Raw genomic sequence first — 14,840 nt, forward strand, 5'->3', positions numbered from 1 at the left:
ATGCAGTGGCAACAGTTAAAGTGAGTGCAAGCGAATGTTTCTGTATTGTCATTATTGTTGTCTCTGACTTGTTATAGATTGTGATCAAAGGCCGACAACCATCTCAATAAAACCGGCGCGAGTTTATAAACGCGCCTGTTCAAGGAGCGAAGCATCGGAGGGTTACCGCGGGAACTACGGGGTTAGCAAAGCACCGCCGCATTCCGCCGTTGAAAAACGGCGAAACGCGCGATGTCTAGGCAATGGACGAAATCAGTCGTGGATCAGGCGAGCAGGCAGGCGGCGGCAACTCCATGTTCAAGGGTTCGCAATGCGGGCACTTCCTGCGAACAGCGCGGCTCCGCAATCGGACATCGAGTATGAAACACACAGCCGGTCGGCGGGTTGATCGGGCTCGGGATATCGCTCGAAAGAATCTGCACGACCTTCGTCCGCTCGATGGCCGGATTCGGCACCGGCACGGCGGACAGCAACGCGCGTGTGTAGGGATGGCGAGGCCGGGCATAGAGAGAATGTTTATCGGAGAGTTCCATGACGTGACCGAGATACATCACCATCACGCGATCCGAGATGTGTTTGACCACGGCCAGATCGTGCGCAATGAAAATCAGCGCGAGCCCCATTTCCTGCTGCAGTGACTTGAGCAAGTTGACGATCTGCGCCTGGATGGACACGTCGAGCGCGGAAACAGGCTCGTCGCAGACAATCAGCTTCGGCTCCACGATCAGCGCACGCGCAATGCCGATCCGCTGGCACTGTCCCCCGGAGAACTCATGCGCGTAGCGGTTGATCATCTGTTCGCGCAGGCCGACCTTCGCCATCATCGCGCGCACGCGCTGGTTCATCTCGTCCTTCGACATGCCCGGCCGGTGTTCCCGCAACGGTTCCGCAATGATCTGTCCGACCGTCATGCGCGGATCGAGCGATGCCAGCGGGTCCTGGAAGATCATCTGGATGTCGGCCCGCACGCCGTGCCATTGTTTGACCGTCGCGCCGCTCAGGTCCTGCCCCATCCAAACAATCTTGCCGTGCGTCGCGGGAATCAGGTTGAGGATTGCGCGCGATAACGTCGATTTACCGCAGCCCGACTCACCGACCACGCCGAGCGTTTCGCCCGCCTTCAGGTCGAAGCTCACGCCATCGACGGCCTTCAAGGTGCGCCTCGGCGCCCACGGCAGCTTGCTCTTTGCCTTGACGCTGAAGTGGACCTGCACGTCGCGTACGGACAGAATAGTTTGCTCAGGCATGGGCGACCTCGTGCAGCGACTTCATTTGCTCGACCGGGCGATAACACGCGCGCAGCCAGGTTGGATCGCCGGCGAACGCTTCGAGCGGCGGCGTTGATTCGGCGCAGCCCTGGCTGGCATCGATACACCGCTCCTGGAACGGGCAACCCGAGGGCGGATGCGCCATGTTCGGCGGATTGCCCGGAATGCCGACGAGCGGCGCGTCGCTTTGATCGAGACGCGGCAGCGCCCGCAACAAACCGATGGTGTAAGGATGCGACGGACGCGCAAACAGATCGTCCGCGTTGCAATGCTCCATCACGCGGCCGCCATACATGACCATGACCTTCTCGCACAGGCCGGCAACCACGCCCAGGTCGTGCGTGATCAGGACGATTGCCGTGCCGAAGTCGTGCTGCAGGTTGCGCAGAAGCTGGAGAATTTGCGCCTGGACGGTGACGTCGAGCGCGGTCGTGGGTTCATCGGCGAACAGCACTTGCGGTTCGCACAGGAGCGCCATCGCGATCATCACGCGCTGGCGCATGCCGCCGGAAAGCTCGTGCGGGTATTGGTCGATACGATGCGCCGCTTCCGGAATCCGCACCGCTTCGAGCATGTCGATTGCGCGCTTTTTCGCGGCCCGCCGCGTCATGTTCTTGTGCAGTTCGAGCACTTCCGTCATCTGGCGTTCGATCGTCAGATACGGATTGAGCGATGTCATCGGGTCCTGGAAGATCATCGACAAGCGGTTGCCGCGAATCCGGTTCAGCTTTTTCGACGGCATGGTCAAGAGGTCTTCGCCCTGATAGATCGCGTTACCTTTGACACGGCCGTTGCGCGCGAGCAGTCCGAGCATGGCGAGCACGCTCTGGCTCTTGCCCGAGCCCGATTCGCCCACGATGCCAAGCGTGCTGCCCTCTTCCAGATCGAAGCTCACGCCGTTCACCGCGCGAACGACGGCGTCGGGTGTATCGAATGCGACTTCGAGATTGTGTACCTTGAGCAATGACATGATGCTTACCGATCCTTCGGGTCGAGCGCGTCACGCAGACCGTCGCCGACAAAGTTGATGCAATACAGCGTCACCGACAACAGCGCCGCCGGGAACAGGAGAATCCACGGCGACGTTTCCATCACGCCCACGCCGTCCTGGATCAGCACGCCCCAGCTTGTCATGGGCTCCTGCACGCCGAGCCCGAGAAACGATAGTACGGACTCCGTGAGAATCACGCCCGGCACGGTCACGGTCGTATAGATCGCGACAATGCCCAGCAGGTTCGGCACGATATGCCGCAAGATGATGCCGCTCGTCGATACACCGATCGCACGCGCCGCCTCGACGTATTCCTTCGACCGGATCGCGAGCGTCTGGCCACGCACCACCCGCGCCATGTCCATCCACGAAAATACGGTGATGGTCAGCACCACGAGGTAGAACTCGCGTCCAAGCAGCGTCACCATCAGGATCGCGATCAGCAGGTAGGGAATGGCGTACATCATGTCGACAATGCGCATCATCGCGTTGTCCACGCGTCCGCCCACGAACCCCGCAATCGCGCCCCACACAATGCCGAGCGTCACGGACGTGAGCGTCGCCAACGCGCCGATCATCAGCGACACACGTCCGCCCACGAGACACCGCACGAGCAGGTCGCGGCCGGTTTCATCGGTGCCGAACAAATGCCAGTTGGCAAACGTCGGCGTGGAACTCATCATGTTCCAGTCGGTGGAATCGAAGGCGTTGGGCAATACGATCGGACCGATGATGCAGGCGAGCGTGATCAGAACAAGAATCACGAGGCTCGCGACGGCCGCCTTGTTGCGCGCAAAGCGCAAGCGCGCGTCCTGCCACGGGCTGCGCCCTTCAACCGGCACGGCCAGCACGCTTTCGAGCGCGGGGACGAGCGTTCCTTGTTTCATTGCAGACCTCATGCGCATGGGCTAACTGATCAGTAGCGGATTTTCGGATCGAGCCACGCATACGCGAGATCGACCAGCAGATTGAGCAGGACGGCAACCACGGTCACCAGCACGACGAGTCCGAGCACCAGCGTGTAATCGCGATTCGCGGCGCCGTTCACGATCAGCTTGCCGATACCCGGTAGCGAGAACACGGACTCCGTGACAACAGCCGCGGTGATCGAACCAATGGCAAGCGGCCCGATCACCGATACCACCGGGATCATGGTCGGGCGCAGCGCGTGGCGCAGCACGACGGTCCATTGCGACAGGCCCTTTGCATAGGAGGTACGAATGTAGTTGGTGTTCATTACTTCGATCAGACTGCCGCGCGTCACGCGTCCGACGGTCGCCACATTGATGATGGTCAGGAGCGCAATAGGCAGCACCATGTAGCGCACATGGAAACCGTTCCAGCCGCCGGCGGGAAGCCATTTGAGAAGAATCGCGAACACGAGAATGAGCACGGGCCCGATCACGAACGACGGAAACGCACTGCCCGCATTCCCCACGATCATCAGCAGGTAATCCGCCGGGCTGTTCCTGTAGAGCGCCGCGAAGATGCCGAGTATCACGCCGAGCACGATTGCGAGCACCATCGACACACCGCCGATGGTCAGCGACACCGGCAACGCGCGCAGCACGAGGTCGTTCACGCTCCAGTCGGCGTATCTGAACGATGCACCCAGGTCCCCATGCAAGAGGCTGTTGAGATACAGCAGATACTGCTTCCACAGCGGTTCGCCGAGATGGTATTTCGCCTGCAGGTTCGCAAGCACTTCGGCCGAGACCTTGCGCTCGCCATCGAACGGACCGCCCGGCGTTGCATGCAGCAGCAGATAACACACCGTGACGACAATCAGCAGCGTCGGCACGGTCAGCAGTACACGCCTCAACGTATAAGACCACATGGAACTTCTCTCCTGGCGGCGTCGCGATCAGTGTGCGTCGCGACGGCCGCCTCATGGGTGTTGCGGGAACGGTAGCGAAAGCGTGGCGCCTCGCTCAATGCTTCACGATATACAGATCCTTGCTGCGATAACGGTCCATCGGGTTCTTCAGTGAATACCCGCCCACGTAGCTCTTCACGAGCCGCGCGATCGTGTATTGCAACAGCGGCAACATCGGATAGTCGTCCATCACGAGTTTCGCGGCCTGCGTCTGCAATTGCGTGCGTTTTGCCTGATCGGTGGTGGAGTTCGCTTCCTTGATCAGCGCGTCGGCCTTGGGATTGCAGTTGAAGTTGTCGTTCTGCTCCGACCCGCATGAGACGAGCCCGAGAAACGTGGTCGCGTCGTTGTAGTCGGCGACCCAGCCATTGCGCGCGATCTGGAAGTCACCGGAATGACGTTTTTTGGTCAGGACCTTGAATTCCATGGTGTCGATCTGCGTGTCGAGACCCAACTTGGTCTTCCATTCCGATGCCGCGAAAATGGCCATCTTCTTGTGGTAATCGCTCGAGTTCATGGCGAAGCGAATCGTCGTGCCGGGCTTTACGCCCGCTTGCGCGAGCAGCTTCTTCGCTTCTTCCACGCGCTTGGCCATCGGCCATGTCGACCAGTCGTAGGCCGTGACGTCGGCGCCCTTCACACCCTTCACGATCACACCATACGCCGGGATCTGGCCGTCGGCGGTGACGCGTTGCGCGAGGATGTCGCGATCGATCACCATCGACAACGCCTGGCGCACGCGCACGTCCTTGAGCAGCGGGTCCTTGTTGTTGAACGAGTAATAGCGCAGGCCGAGCATGGGCGAGAGCTTGATGTCGTTCGGGAAGTCCTGCTTGTACTTCGCGTACGTTCCCGACGGCAACTGGTAGACCCAGTCGTTGTCGCCTGACTGGAACAGCTTGATGTCGGTGGTTTCGCTTTCCACCGGCAGATACGTAACCTGCGTCAGTTGCACGTGCGCCGCGTCCCAGTAGTTCGGGTTGCGCGCAAGCACCAGCTTGCTGTTCACTTGCCAGTCCTTCAGCACGAACGCGCCGTTGCCGACCAGCTTGCCGGGCTTCGTCCAGTCCTTGCCGAATTTATCGATGGCGGCTTTGTTGACCGGACCCAGGTTCGTATTCGACATCAGTTCGGGAATGAACGACACAGGACCCGGCGTCCTGACTTCGATGGTATAGGCGTCGACCGCGCGAACGCCGAGCGAATCCAGCGGCTTTTTCCCCGCGATGATGTCAGCGCCATTGAGCAGGAAGATGCCAAACGTCGTTGCGTAAGGCGACGCGATCTTCGGGTCGACAAGACGCTGGCATCCGTAGACGAAATCATTGGCGACCACAGGTTCGCCATTGGACCACTTCGCGTTCTTTCGCAAATGGAAGACCCATGTAGTGGCATCTTTCTGTTCCCATTTTTCCGCCACGCCCGGGACGACTTCGCCATCGGCATTCGTCGCGGTCAGGCCTTCAAAAAGATCGCGGGTCACGTTGTTCGACGGCACGGTTTCGGCCAGGTTCGGATCGAGCGTCTCGACTTCAGACGCGTTGTTGCGGACCAGCTCCTGCTTGGCGGCGAGCTGCACGCCGGCCGGCACGTTTGCCGCATGCGCTACAGGAATCGTGCTGGCGGCGACAACGACGCTCGCGGCCAATGCCGGCAGCCATTTACCGCTTTTGCCGAAGATGCGGCGATCGACAGCATCGCCCGGACGAAAAAAAGCGTCAACGCGTGCGCTACGAGCAACGAGTCCTGCGAACAACATCATGGGAATCCTTTTTATTTATCTGTACAACGGCGCAGCGGGGCATGCACGCGCCAGACAAGGCCAGCTTTTACCTTATCTGGCGGCGCGTTCTGTGCAGAAATGTGTCAGCGTCTGCGGCTTGATCAGGAACGACGTTCCGGCCTCCTGCGTGTGTCTCCAATCCGCAGTGACTGCTTTGCTTATCTTTCAAACTGCTTTACCGACGCTACGAATCCACAACAAATTCGAATTCGCCGGGAGTATTTCAGAGCAATAAAGTGGAATCCACTCACATGTGCTTATAGGCCATGTGTTTTATGTATGACTGAGTAGCCTCCGTGCATAAGTTTTGTGTTTTCGCACGAGCGTTTTTCTTCGGTCGGCAAGCATGGGCGTATCGCGCTACCATCGGCGTCCTCACGGTTCACCAGCAGGCTCGCTACGATGATTCGTTTTCGCCAGATAGAAGCATTCCGTTCGTTGATCATGACCGGTACCAGCGTGGGCGCTGCGCGTGCTTTGCACGTCACGCAACCCGCCATTAGCCGTCTGATTGCAGATTTAGAGGCTGACCTCGGTTTCAGTCTGTTCAGCCGCACTGGCGGCAGGCTCAATCCAACCAATGCCGGATTGCGTTTCTTCAAGTCGGTCGAAGAGAATTTCCTGGGGCTCGACCGCTTGAAACAAGTGGCCGAACTCATCCGCGATGAAGCTTCAGAAGGACTGACCGTCGCCTGCTTGCCGGTGCTTGCAAGCACCCTGCTGCCGCCTATACTCGCCGATTTTGTCGAGCGTCATCCGGGCGTGCCCATCCGCGTGGACTCGGTAAAGGTGCCCGAAGTGCTTACCATCCTTCAGAATCACAAGGCCGACGTTGCGATCAGCCAGGCGTTCGCGCCGGTTGCAGGTATCGAAGTGGAAAAACTGCTGAGCGCGCGCGGTCAATGCGCGATGCCGGCGTCGCATCGGTTGGCCAGGAAAAAGGTCGTGCGTACGTCGGATCTTCGTGGCGAACGCATCATTGGATGGCTGCCGAATTCGCGTCAACCGTATGCCGCCGAGCAATCGTTGTTCGCGGCCGGCGAGGATCGCGCGAACTATACGGTGATGACCGACACCGCGCATACACGATACGCCATGGTCGCGGGCGGCCTGGGCGTGTCGATCGTCGAACCGTTCGCCGCGAAGGTGTGGCGCATGCACGGCGTGATCGTGCGGCCGTTCGAAGCGGCTATTGAATACGAGTACGTGCTTTCGTATCCGAGCAGCGGCATCCGTTCGGATCTGGTCGCGTCTTTTCGCGAGTCCGTCCTGCGCGTGGTGGCGACGTATTCCCTCGATGAAGCCCCCGTGCTCGCCGACGCATAAAAACACCGGATTTGCCAGCCTTTCAAAAGAATTCCGCCTCGTGGTATAAGCCCGGATGCGCTTCCCGTGAAGCCGTCCACCGGGAAGTGACGACGAGACGAGACGAATCGACGAGACGAATACCCAATCAAGAGGAGGAGAAAGATGGCAATGAAGATGTCCATGAATTCACTGCATCGCACGCGTTCGTTTGCGCTTGGAAGTGTAGCGGCGGCGATTTTTGCGGTATCGATGGGATTTGTCGAAAGCACGCCGGCATACGCCAAGGTTGCACAGCAACCGGTGGTGCTGACGGCGTCGGCTGTTGCTGTCGCGGACAAGTTCGCCGCTGATGCCGCCGAGCAGATCTTCAAACAAGGCGGCAACGCGGTCGACGCCGCCGTTGCCGTCGCCTTCACGCTGGCGGTGACGTATCCGGAAGCAGGCAATCTCGGCGGCGGCGGTTTCATGACGCTGTACGTGGATCATCGTCCGTACTTCCTCGATTATCGTGAGCGCGCGCCGATCGCGGCCACGAAGAACATGTATCTCGACGACAAAGGCGAAGTCATCAAAGGCATGAGCCTTTACGGACATCGCGCGGTCGGCGTGCCGGGCACGGTCTCGGGCATGTGGGAAGCGCAAAAGCGCTTTGGCAAGCTGAAGTGGAAGCAAGTGGTCGCGCCCGCGATCAAGTACGCGCAGGACGGCTTCGAAGTCAGCGACCAGTTGCAGGAACGCAAGGACGCGGCATCGAAGGAATTTGCAGGCAAGACGAACTTCGACAGTTACTTCGGAACCCTGAATAAAGGCGTGAACTTCAAGCAGCCGGAACTGGCTGCCACGTTGCAGCGCATTGCGGACAAGGGCGCGAAGGGCTTTTATGAAGGTCAGACCGCAAGCCTGATTGCCGACTCCATGCGTGGCCACGGCCTCATCACGGAACAGGATCTGAAAGAGTACAAGGCGGTCTGGCGCACGCCGGTTCTCGCAAGCTGGAACGGCTACCGGATCATCACCGCGCCGCCTCCGAGTTCGGGTGGCATCGGTCTCGTCCAGTTGCTCAAGATGAAGGCCGATCTCAAGGACAAGTACGCAAACGTTCCGCTGAATTCGGCGCAATACATCCACCTGACGGCGGAGATCGAGAAACGCGTCTTTGCCGATCGTGCGCAGTATCTCGGCGATCCTGATTTCTACAAGGTGCCGATCGCGCAACTCATCAACGACGACTACATCCTGAAGCGTGCATCCGAAGTGAATCCGGACACGCCGTCAGACACGAAGAGTGTTGTTCCGGGCCTGGGCACCACAATGCCCGAGAAAGCCGAGACCACGCACTTTTCGATCGTGGACAAATGGGGCAACGCGGTATCGAATACGTACACCATCAACGGTTATTTCGGCGCGGGTGTAATTGCCGACGGTACGGGTGTGGTGCTCAACGACGAGATGGATGACTTCTCCTCGAAACCGGGTGTTGCAAACATGTTCGGCGTGGTCGGCAGCGATGCCAACGCAATCGAACCGCGCAAGCGTCCGCTCTCCTCCATGTCGCCCACGATCCTGACGAAGGACGATCAGGTCGCAATGGTGATCGGCACGCCGGGCGGCTCGCGCATCTTCACCTCGATCTTTCAGGTGATCAACAACGTGTACGACTTCTCAATGCCGCTGCCCGAGGCCGTCGCCGCGATGCGCTGGCATCACCAGTTGCTGCCGCCGAACACGATCTTCTGGGAGCCGTACAAGCCTATCGACGGTGATCTGGCGAAGGAGCTCGAAGCGAAGGGTTATACGCTGCAGAAGCAAGGTTTCAACGGAGACATCCAGGCCATCGAGATCAACGATAAAACGCCTGAACCCGTCGCCGATCCCCGCGGCCGCGGCGTGACGCGCGTGATCCAGTAAGCCTTGTAAGGAGCCTCGACAAAGCACAAAGGCCAGGTCTTCGGACCTGGCCTTTGCATTTTCCGCCGCACGATAAAACCCGCCCATAAGCCCCTGGAATCAAGCTTATAAGGATCGCGGCATGACTGGAATCCCATTTTTGAGATTGGATGCGGCGTGCTGATCGCCTAGTCTCTGTCCTGGCCCAGTCCAGCGCATCGTTTCTGGCCACTACTAAAAATACGACTTTCGAGACGACCCCTGAAGACGGCTCTCCGGCTTGTTCCCGGCCCGTTTCAGCATGCTGATAAAGGAGAACAGCTCATGATGGAACCCCACGCCCAGCCGCTTCGCGGCATCGATATTCAACAGGACGAATCCCCGTCCGCTCACGGCCGAACTCAAGACGAGACGCAAAGCAAAACGCAAGGCGGCGCAATCGACCGCTATTTCCAGATCAGCGCACGCGGCAGCACGCAGCGGCGCGAAGTGATCGCCGGCATTACCACGTTTCTCGCGATGGTTTATTCCGTCTTCGTCGTCCCCGCCATGCTCGGAAAAGCCGGATTCGATACCCGCGCCGTCTTCGTCGCCGTCTGCCTCACGACCGCCTTCGGTTCGCTGCTGATGGGCGTCTGGGCACGCCTGCCGATCGCAATCGGCTGCGCAATCTCGCTGACCGCCTTCACCGCATTCGGGCTTGTGCTGGGCAAAGGGCTCTCGCCATCCGTGGCGCTCGGCGCCGTATTCCTGATGGGTGTCACCTTTACGGCGATTTCCGTGACCGGCGTGCGTTCGTGGATCTTGCGTAACCTGCCGGCCGGGGTCGCTCATGGGACGGGCATAGGAATTGGCTTGTTCCTGCTGCTGATTGCATCGAACGATGTCGGGCTGATCGTGAAGAACCCGGGCGCGGGCATGCCCATATCCCTCGGCCATATCACTGCGTTTCCGGTGCTGATGTCCGTGTTCGGGCTGGCTGCGATTCTCGGCCTGGAGCGGCGCCGTGTGCCCGGCGGGATTCTGATCGTGGTGATCGGCTTGTCCGTGCTGGGTCTCGCCTTCGATCCGTCCGTTCACTACACGGGGGTATTCGCGGTGCCGTCGCTGAGCGCGCCGGGCCATGCCTCGTTGATTGGGGCAATGGATATTCGTGGCGCGCTTTCCATGGCCGTGCTGCCGAGCGTTCTTGCACTCGTGATGACCGCAGTCTTCGATGCCACCGGCACCATTCGCGCAGTCGCGGGCCAGGCGGGTCAGATCGATGAAAACGGCCGAATTGTGAATGGCGGACGCGCATTGACAGCGGATTCGGTGAGCTCGATCGTGGCCGCTTGCCTGGGCGGTGCGCCGGCTGCGGCTTATATTGAATCGACGGTAGGTGTAGCGGCGGGCGCGAAGTCGGGCCTGGCTGCCGCGACCGTGGGCCTGCTGTTCCTGGCCGTGATGTTCTTCTCGCCGATCGCAGGCCTTGTGCCTTCGTATGCGACGGCGCCGGCGCTGATGTACGTCGGTTTGCTGATGCTTTCAAGCGTGAGCAAACTGCACATGGACGATCTCGTCGATGCCATGTCCGGCTTGGTCTGCGCAGTGTTTATCGTGCTTTCGGCGAACATTGTCACCGGCATCATGCTCGGCTTCTGCACGCTCGTGATCGGACGCGTGATTGCGGGTGAATACCGCAAGCTGAACGTGGGTACGGTCGTGATTGCAGCCGTACTCGCCGCGTTTTATCTCGGCGGCTGGGCGATCTGACGCTCAGCTAATCGGCCTGCAAGCTCCCTGCTTTTTGCGTTCAGCCTGTAAATCCGTGCAAATCGACGTGCGAGAGCCGGTGAAAAGCTCGATCAGCGCGTCGATCCAATGCAAACGGATTTACTTGCGACGATACGCCTCTGCCATCACAGCGCAGTTTTGCAGGTGAAGGTTCAATGCGCGAACAGCTTCGCGGCGAACAGCTGCTTTCGTCTTGCGAAACCATGAACCGAACGAAACGAGAACTGAACCTTGAGCGGCGGTTTTCATAGAGCACCTTTGCGTAGTTAGGGTATTTACTCTTAGTGAATACCCTTAATTATACGCATTTCGTGCTGCATTGCAAAAAAGTTTCAGGAAATTGTGGCCAGGGTCGTGTCGATGCAACAGCAAAGCCACGCCCTGCGGCCCTCTTACGGCACAACGGACAAGAACAGGAACGTCGCAAAAATCACCAAGTGGACGACGCCCTGCAGTACGGTCGAACGGCCAGTTCCGAGCGTGAGGATGCTGACCAGCAAGGTCAGCGCAAGCAATACGATCTCCTTCGAGCCCAAGCCAAGTGAAATTGGCTGGCTGATCGCGATCGACACGACGGCGACCGCTGGAATCGTCAAGCCGATGCTGGCCAGCGCCGATCCAAGCGCGAGATTCAAGCTTGTCTGCAGCCGGTTCAGTCGTGCAGCGCGCAATGCGGCCACGCCTTCCGGCAACAGCACGAGCGCCGCGATCACCACGCCAACCACCGCTTCCGGTGCGCCTGCGCTGGCAACGCCCGCTTCGACCGTCGGAGAAAGAATCTTGGCCAGTCCGACCACGGCCAATAACGACAGCAACAGCAATCCGCCCGAAGCCAGCGCGTGCCCGTTCGTTGGCAGCGGCGCGTGGACATCGTCGGGACGGTTGGGATCGAGCGCGGGCACCGGCGGCAGGAAGTAGTCGCGATGCCGGACGGTCTGGACGAACACGAATACGATGTAAAGCACGAGCGATGTCACCCCGACGAACACCAGTTGCGATGTCGAAAGACCCGGTCCGACAACAGTACTCGTGAAGTTCGGCAGCACCATGGTCAGCACCGACAGCGCGCAAAGAATGGCAAGGGCAGCGCTCGCACCGCTTAGCTGGAAATTCTGTTCGTGATGGCGCAAGCCGCCGACCAGCAAACAGATTCCGACGATTCCGTTGCAGCAGATCATGGCCGCGGCGAACACGGTATCGCGGGGAAGCGCAGCTTTTTCCGGACCGCCCGTGAGCATCACGGAGACTATCAGCGCCACTTCAATGACCGTTACCGCAATCGCCAGTACCAGGGTCCCGAATGGCTCGCCCACTCGATGCGCCACCACTTCCGCGTGATGCACGGCGGCGAACACGGCGGCGGCCAGGGTGATTGCGGCCAGACCGAGTATCCAGCCGTTCGGCATGGCGACTGCAAGTCCAAGGATGATGAGTGCGGCAAATGGTGCGATGCCCGTCCAGTCCAGCTTGAATTTCATCGATGCTCCAGGGCGGTAATGCAGATAGAGGGGTGGCAGAAGCGGCCAGCGAGTTCAAACATGACGCGTCCGAAAGATCACGTTTTCTGGCCGGGCTTGAATGCCGGAAGAACCGTCAGATTACAGGTTCCTCCTTCAAATTAATCGAATTGAACGCTTGCGGGAATGCGGGTTGAATGCGTGTCGGGCAAAGACAGGCATCACTGCACGCAATCTGCCGGAGAGCTACAAACCGTTACGCGTCAGTGAGTTGATGAGCACTTCAGCATGTTGTCCACACGGCTATCCACAAAATCTGTGGACAACCTTCGGACGTTGCGTTCATTCGCTGATGCACGAAATGCCACGCTTTGTGGTTTTTCTAAGTTCGAGCGCTTGAGCGGCTTATCTATCACGATAAAAAAGCGCGACCAGTTCATGAGTCGCGCTTCTTGTCATACCCAGTTTAACGAACTTATTCGACGAATTCCGAATTCATCGTGATCTTCGCGTTGCCGGCAAAAAGTTTCGATACCGGGCAACCTTCCTTCGCGGCGGTCGCCAGTTTTTCGAACGTGGCCTTGTCAGTGCCCGGGACCTTGGCCTTCACGTCAAGATGGCAAGCGGTGATCGAGAAACCCTCGCCGTCCTTGTCCAGCGTCACGGTAGACTTCGTTTCAATGCTTTCCGCCGTGAGTCCTGCCTGCGTGAGCTGCAGCGACAAGGCCATGGTGAAGCAGCCTGAATGCGCCGCGCCGATCAGTTCTTCCGGGTTCGTTCCCGGACCGCCTTCAAAGCGCGCCGCAAAGCCGTACGGCGCGTCCTTCAATACGCCGGTTTGCGTCGAAATGTAACCTTTACCGTCCTTGATGCCGCCACTCCATTTTGCAGATGCTGTCTTTTGCACGAGTGTTCTCCAGTAAGTCAGGGTGGATTGCCGCGCAGTGCCGCCGCAGCAAGGATTCGACCGCAAAGCCTGCATTCAGTACGAACCGGCTTGGCGTGCCATCGGGTTGGACCAAGCACACAGAATGCCCGAAAGCGCATCGGGCAGGTTGATTGATCGTCGAACATCAAATCACTCAGGAGAATGGATGGGTCCGCAAGTCGTGGTTGTCGATGAAGACCGGGTGTTGCCGGAGCAGGTAGATGTCGTTGTCGTGGGCGGCGGGATCATCGGCATGAGCACCGCGCTCTACCTCGCCGAGAAAGGGATTTCGGTCGCCGTCTGCGAGAAGGGGTATATCGGCGGAGAACAGTCGAGCCGCAACTGGGGTTGGTGCCGCGCGACGCATCGCGATTTGCGCGAGCTTGAGTTGAGCATCGAAAGCCTCAAGCTGTGGCGAAGACTGGATCAAACGCTCGGGATAGACACCGGCTTTTGGCAAAGCGGCATTCTCTACGCTGCCGATAACGAAGAAGCGCTCGCCGATCACGAAAGCTGGCTCGCCCGCGCGGTGGAACGGGTGGGTCGAGATGGCATCGATTCACGCATCACGTCCGGCAGCGAAACCGCCGCGCTCATGCCGGGCGCATCGCGCATGTTCGCCGGCGGCATTTTCACGCCTTCGGATGGCCGCGCCGAACCGCAGCGCGCGGCACCCGCGATCGCCAATGCGTTGCGTGCGCGCGGCATGAAAATACTGACGCCATGCGCCGTGCGTGGTGTCGAAACAAGTGGCGGCGCGGTCAGCGCAGTCGTCACCGAACACGGCACGATCCGATGCCAAAGCGTCGTAGTCGCGGGCGGCGCATGGACGCGATTGTTCGCCGGGAACCTCGGTATAGATGTGTCTCAACTGACCGTACGCTCGTCGGTGCTGCGCACGGAGCCCATTGACGGCGGCCCGGAAGTCAGCGCCTGCACGGACACTGTTGGATATCGCAAACGTATGGATGGCGGCTACACGATCGCCAACGCATTTCGCAGTCTCGCCGAGCTCACGCCCGATAGCTTCCGGCTGTTCGGTCAGTTCCTCCCGGCACTCAAAAGCAACTTCCGTTCGATGGACTTCGCCCTCGGCGAGCGTTTCTTCGATGCGCTGCGCCAGCCACGCTCATGGCAGCTCGATCAACCGACGATCTTCGAATCGGTCCGAACCCTCGATCCGGCGCCGACGCAAATGTACAACCGGACCGCCATCGACGAATTCCGCGCGATCTTTCCGGCCCTCGCGCACGTAAAGGTTGCGCAGGCGTGGGCGGGGTATATCGATGTCACGCCTGACGCGGTGCCGGTCATCTCGCCGGCGGACACGCTGCGCGGTATGTTCGTCGCGACCGGGTTTTCGGGTCATGGCTTCGGAATCGGGCCGGGCGCGGGGAAACTGATGGCGGACATCGTTGCAAACGATACCCCGCTGGTCAATCCGCACGCGTTCCGGCTGGCGCGGTTTCGCGATGGATCGAAAATCGAACTTGACGGCGGGTTTTAAACGGCCCGATTGCGGCCGGGTTGCCGCTTGTTGCGTGGCGCCTGAGACAAAACCAAATG

11 protein-coding genes are annotated in these 14,840 nt (G+C 59.6%); 4 read left to right on the top strand and 7 right to left on the bottom strand.

The window, feature by feature from the left end; translation table 11 throughout:
* Positions 1–263 precede the first annotated feature (263 nt).
* The 5 genes from oppF to AXG89_RS17305 form a co-directional block, all read right to left on the bottom strand.
* Positions 264–1,247 carry a murein tripeptide/oligopeptide ABC transporter ATP binding protein OppF gene (oppF, locus tag AXG89_RS17285; protein ID WP_062171172.1) on the bottom strand — a complete coding sequence of 328 codons (984 nt, stop codon included), beginning with the start codon at positions 1,245–1,247 and terminating at the stop codon, positions 264–266.
* Positions 1,240–2,241: an ABC transporter ATP-binding protein gene (locus AXG89_RS17290; RefSeq protein ID WP_269465470.1), complete on the bottom strand. Its 1,002-nt coding sequence runs from the start codon at positions 2,239–2,241 to the stop codon at positions 1,240–1,242. The genes oppF and AXG89_RS17290 overlap by 8 nt, the downstream gene beginning before the upstream one ends.
* Positions 2,242–2,243: 2 nt before the next feature.
* On the bottom strand, positions 2,244–3,146 hold the full coding sequence (locus tag AXG89_RS17295) for an ABC transporter permease subunit (RefSeq protein WP_062171173.1): 903 nt from the start codon (positions 3,144–3,146) through the stop codon (positions 2,244–2,246).
* Between the two features lie 29 nt (positions 3,147–3,175).
* Complete coding sequence (locus tag AXG89_RS17300) at positions 3,176–4,096, bottom strand: ABC transporter permease subunit (RefSeq protein ID WP_062171175.1); 921 nt, start codon at positions 4,094–4,096, stop codon at positions 3,176–3,178.
* Between the two features lie 94 nt (positions 4,097–4,190).
* Positions 4,191–5,897 carry an ABC transporter substrate-binding protein gene (locus AXG89_RS17305; protein ID WP_236873455.1) on the bottom strand — a complete coding sequence of 569 codons (1,707 nt, stop codon included), beginning with the start codon at positions 5,895–5,897 and terminating at the stop codon, positions 4,191–4,193.
* Between the two features lie 423 nt (positions 5,898–6,320).
* Here AXG89_RS17305 and AXG89_RS17315 point away from each other — a divergent pair, with 423 nt between their 5' ends.
* From AXG89_RS17315 to AXG89_RS17325, 3 genes are all read left to right on the top strand, one after another.
* Positions 6,321–7,244, top strand: a complete 924-nt coding sequence (locus tag AXG89_RS17315; RefSeq protein WP_062003109.1) for a LysR substrate-binding domain-containing protein — start codon at positions 6,321–6,323, stop codon at positions 7,242–7,244.
* 231 nt (positions 7,245–7,475) lie between these two features.
* Complete coding sequence (ggt, locus tag AXG89_RS17320; protein ID WP_372237033.1) at positions 7,476–9,134, top strand: gamma-glutamyltransferase; 1,659 nt, start codon at positions 7,476–7,478, stop codon at positions 9,132–9,134.
* Positions 9,135–9,437: 303 nt separating this feature from the next.
* Positions 9,438–10,868 carry an NCS2 family permease gene (locus tag AXG89_RS17325; protein WP_062171179.1) on the top strand — a complete coding sequence of 477 codons (1,431 nt, stop codon included), beginning with the start codon at positions 9,438–9,440 and terminating at the stop codon, positions 10,866–10,868.
* A gap of 413 nt (positions 10,869–11,281) precedes the next feature.
* On the opposite strand, the gene AXG89_RS17330 is transcribed toward AXG89_RS17325, so the two are convergent.
* Together AXG89_RS17330 and AXG89_RS17335 are read right to left on the bottom strand one after the other, a co-directional pair.
* A complete protein-coding gene (locus AXG89_RS17330) occupies positions 11,282–12,367 on the bottom strand; it encodes a calcium:proton antiporter (protein WP_062003111.1) in 1,086 nt (361 codons plus the stop codon).
* 454 nt (positions 12,368–12,821) lie between these two features.
* Complete coding sequence (locus AXG89_RS17335; protein WP_062003112.1) at positions 12,822–13,253, bottom strand: OsmC family protein; 432 nt, start codon at positions 13,251–13,253, stop codon at positions 12,822–12,824.
* A gap of 187 nt (positions 13,254–13,440) precedes the next feature.
* Between AXG89_RS17335 and AXG89_RS17340 the strand changes: the two genes are divergently transcribed.
* Positions 13,441–14,781, top strand: a complete 1,341-nt coding sequence (locus AXG89_RS17340; protein ID WP_062171181.1) for an NAD(P)/FAD-dependent oxidoreductase — start codon at positions 13,441–13,443, stop codon at positions 14,779–14,781.
* Positions 14,782–14,840 lie beyond the last annotated feature (59 nt).

It is taken from the genome of Burkholderia sp. PAMC 26561, assembly GCF_001557535.2.
Lineage (GTDB): Bacteria > Pseudomonadota > Gammaproteobacteria > Burkholderiales > Burkholderiaceae > Caballeronia.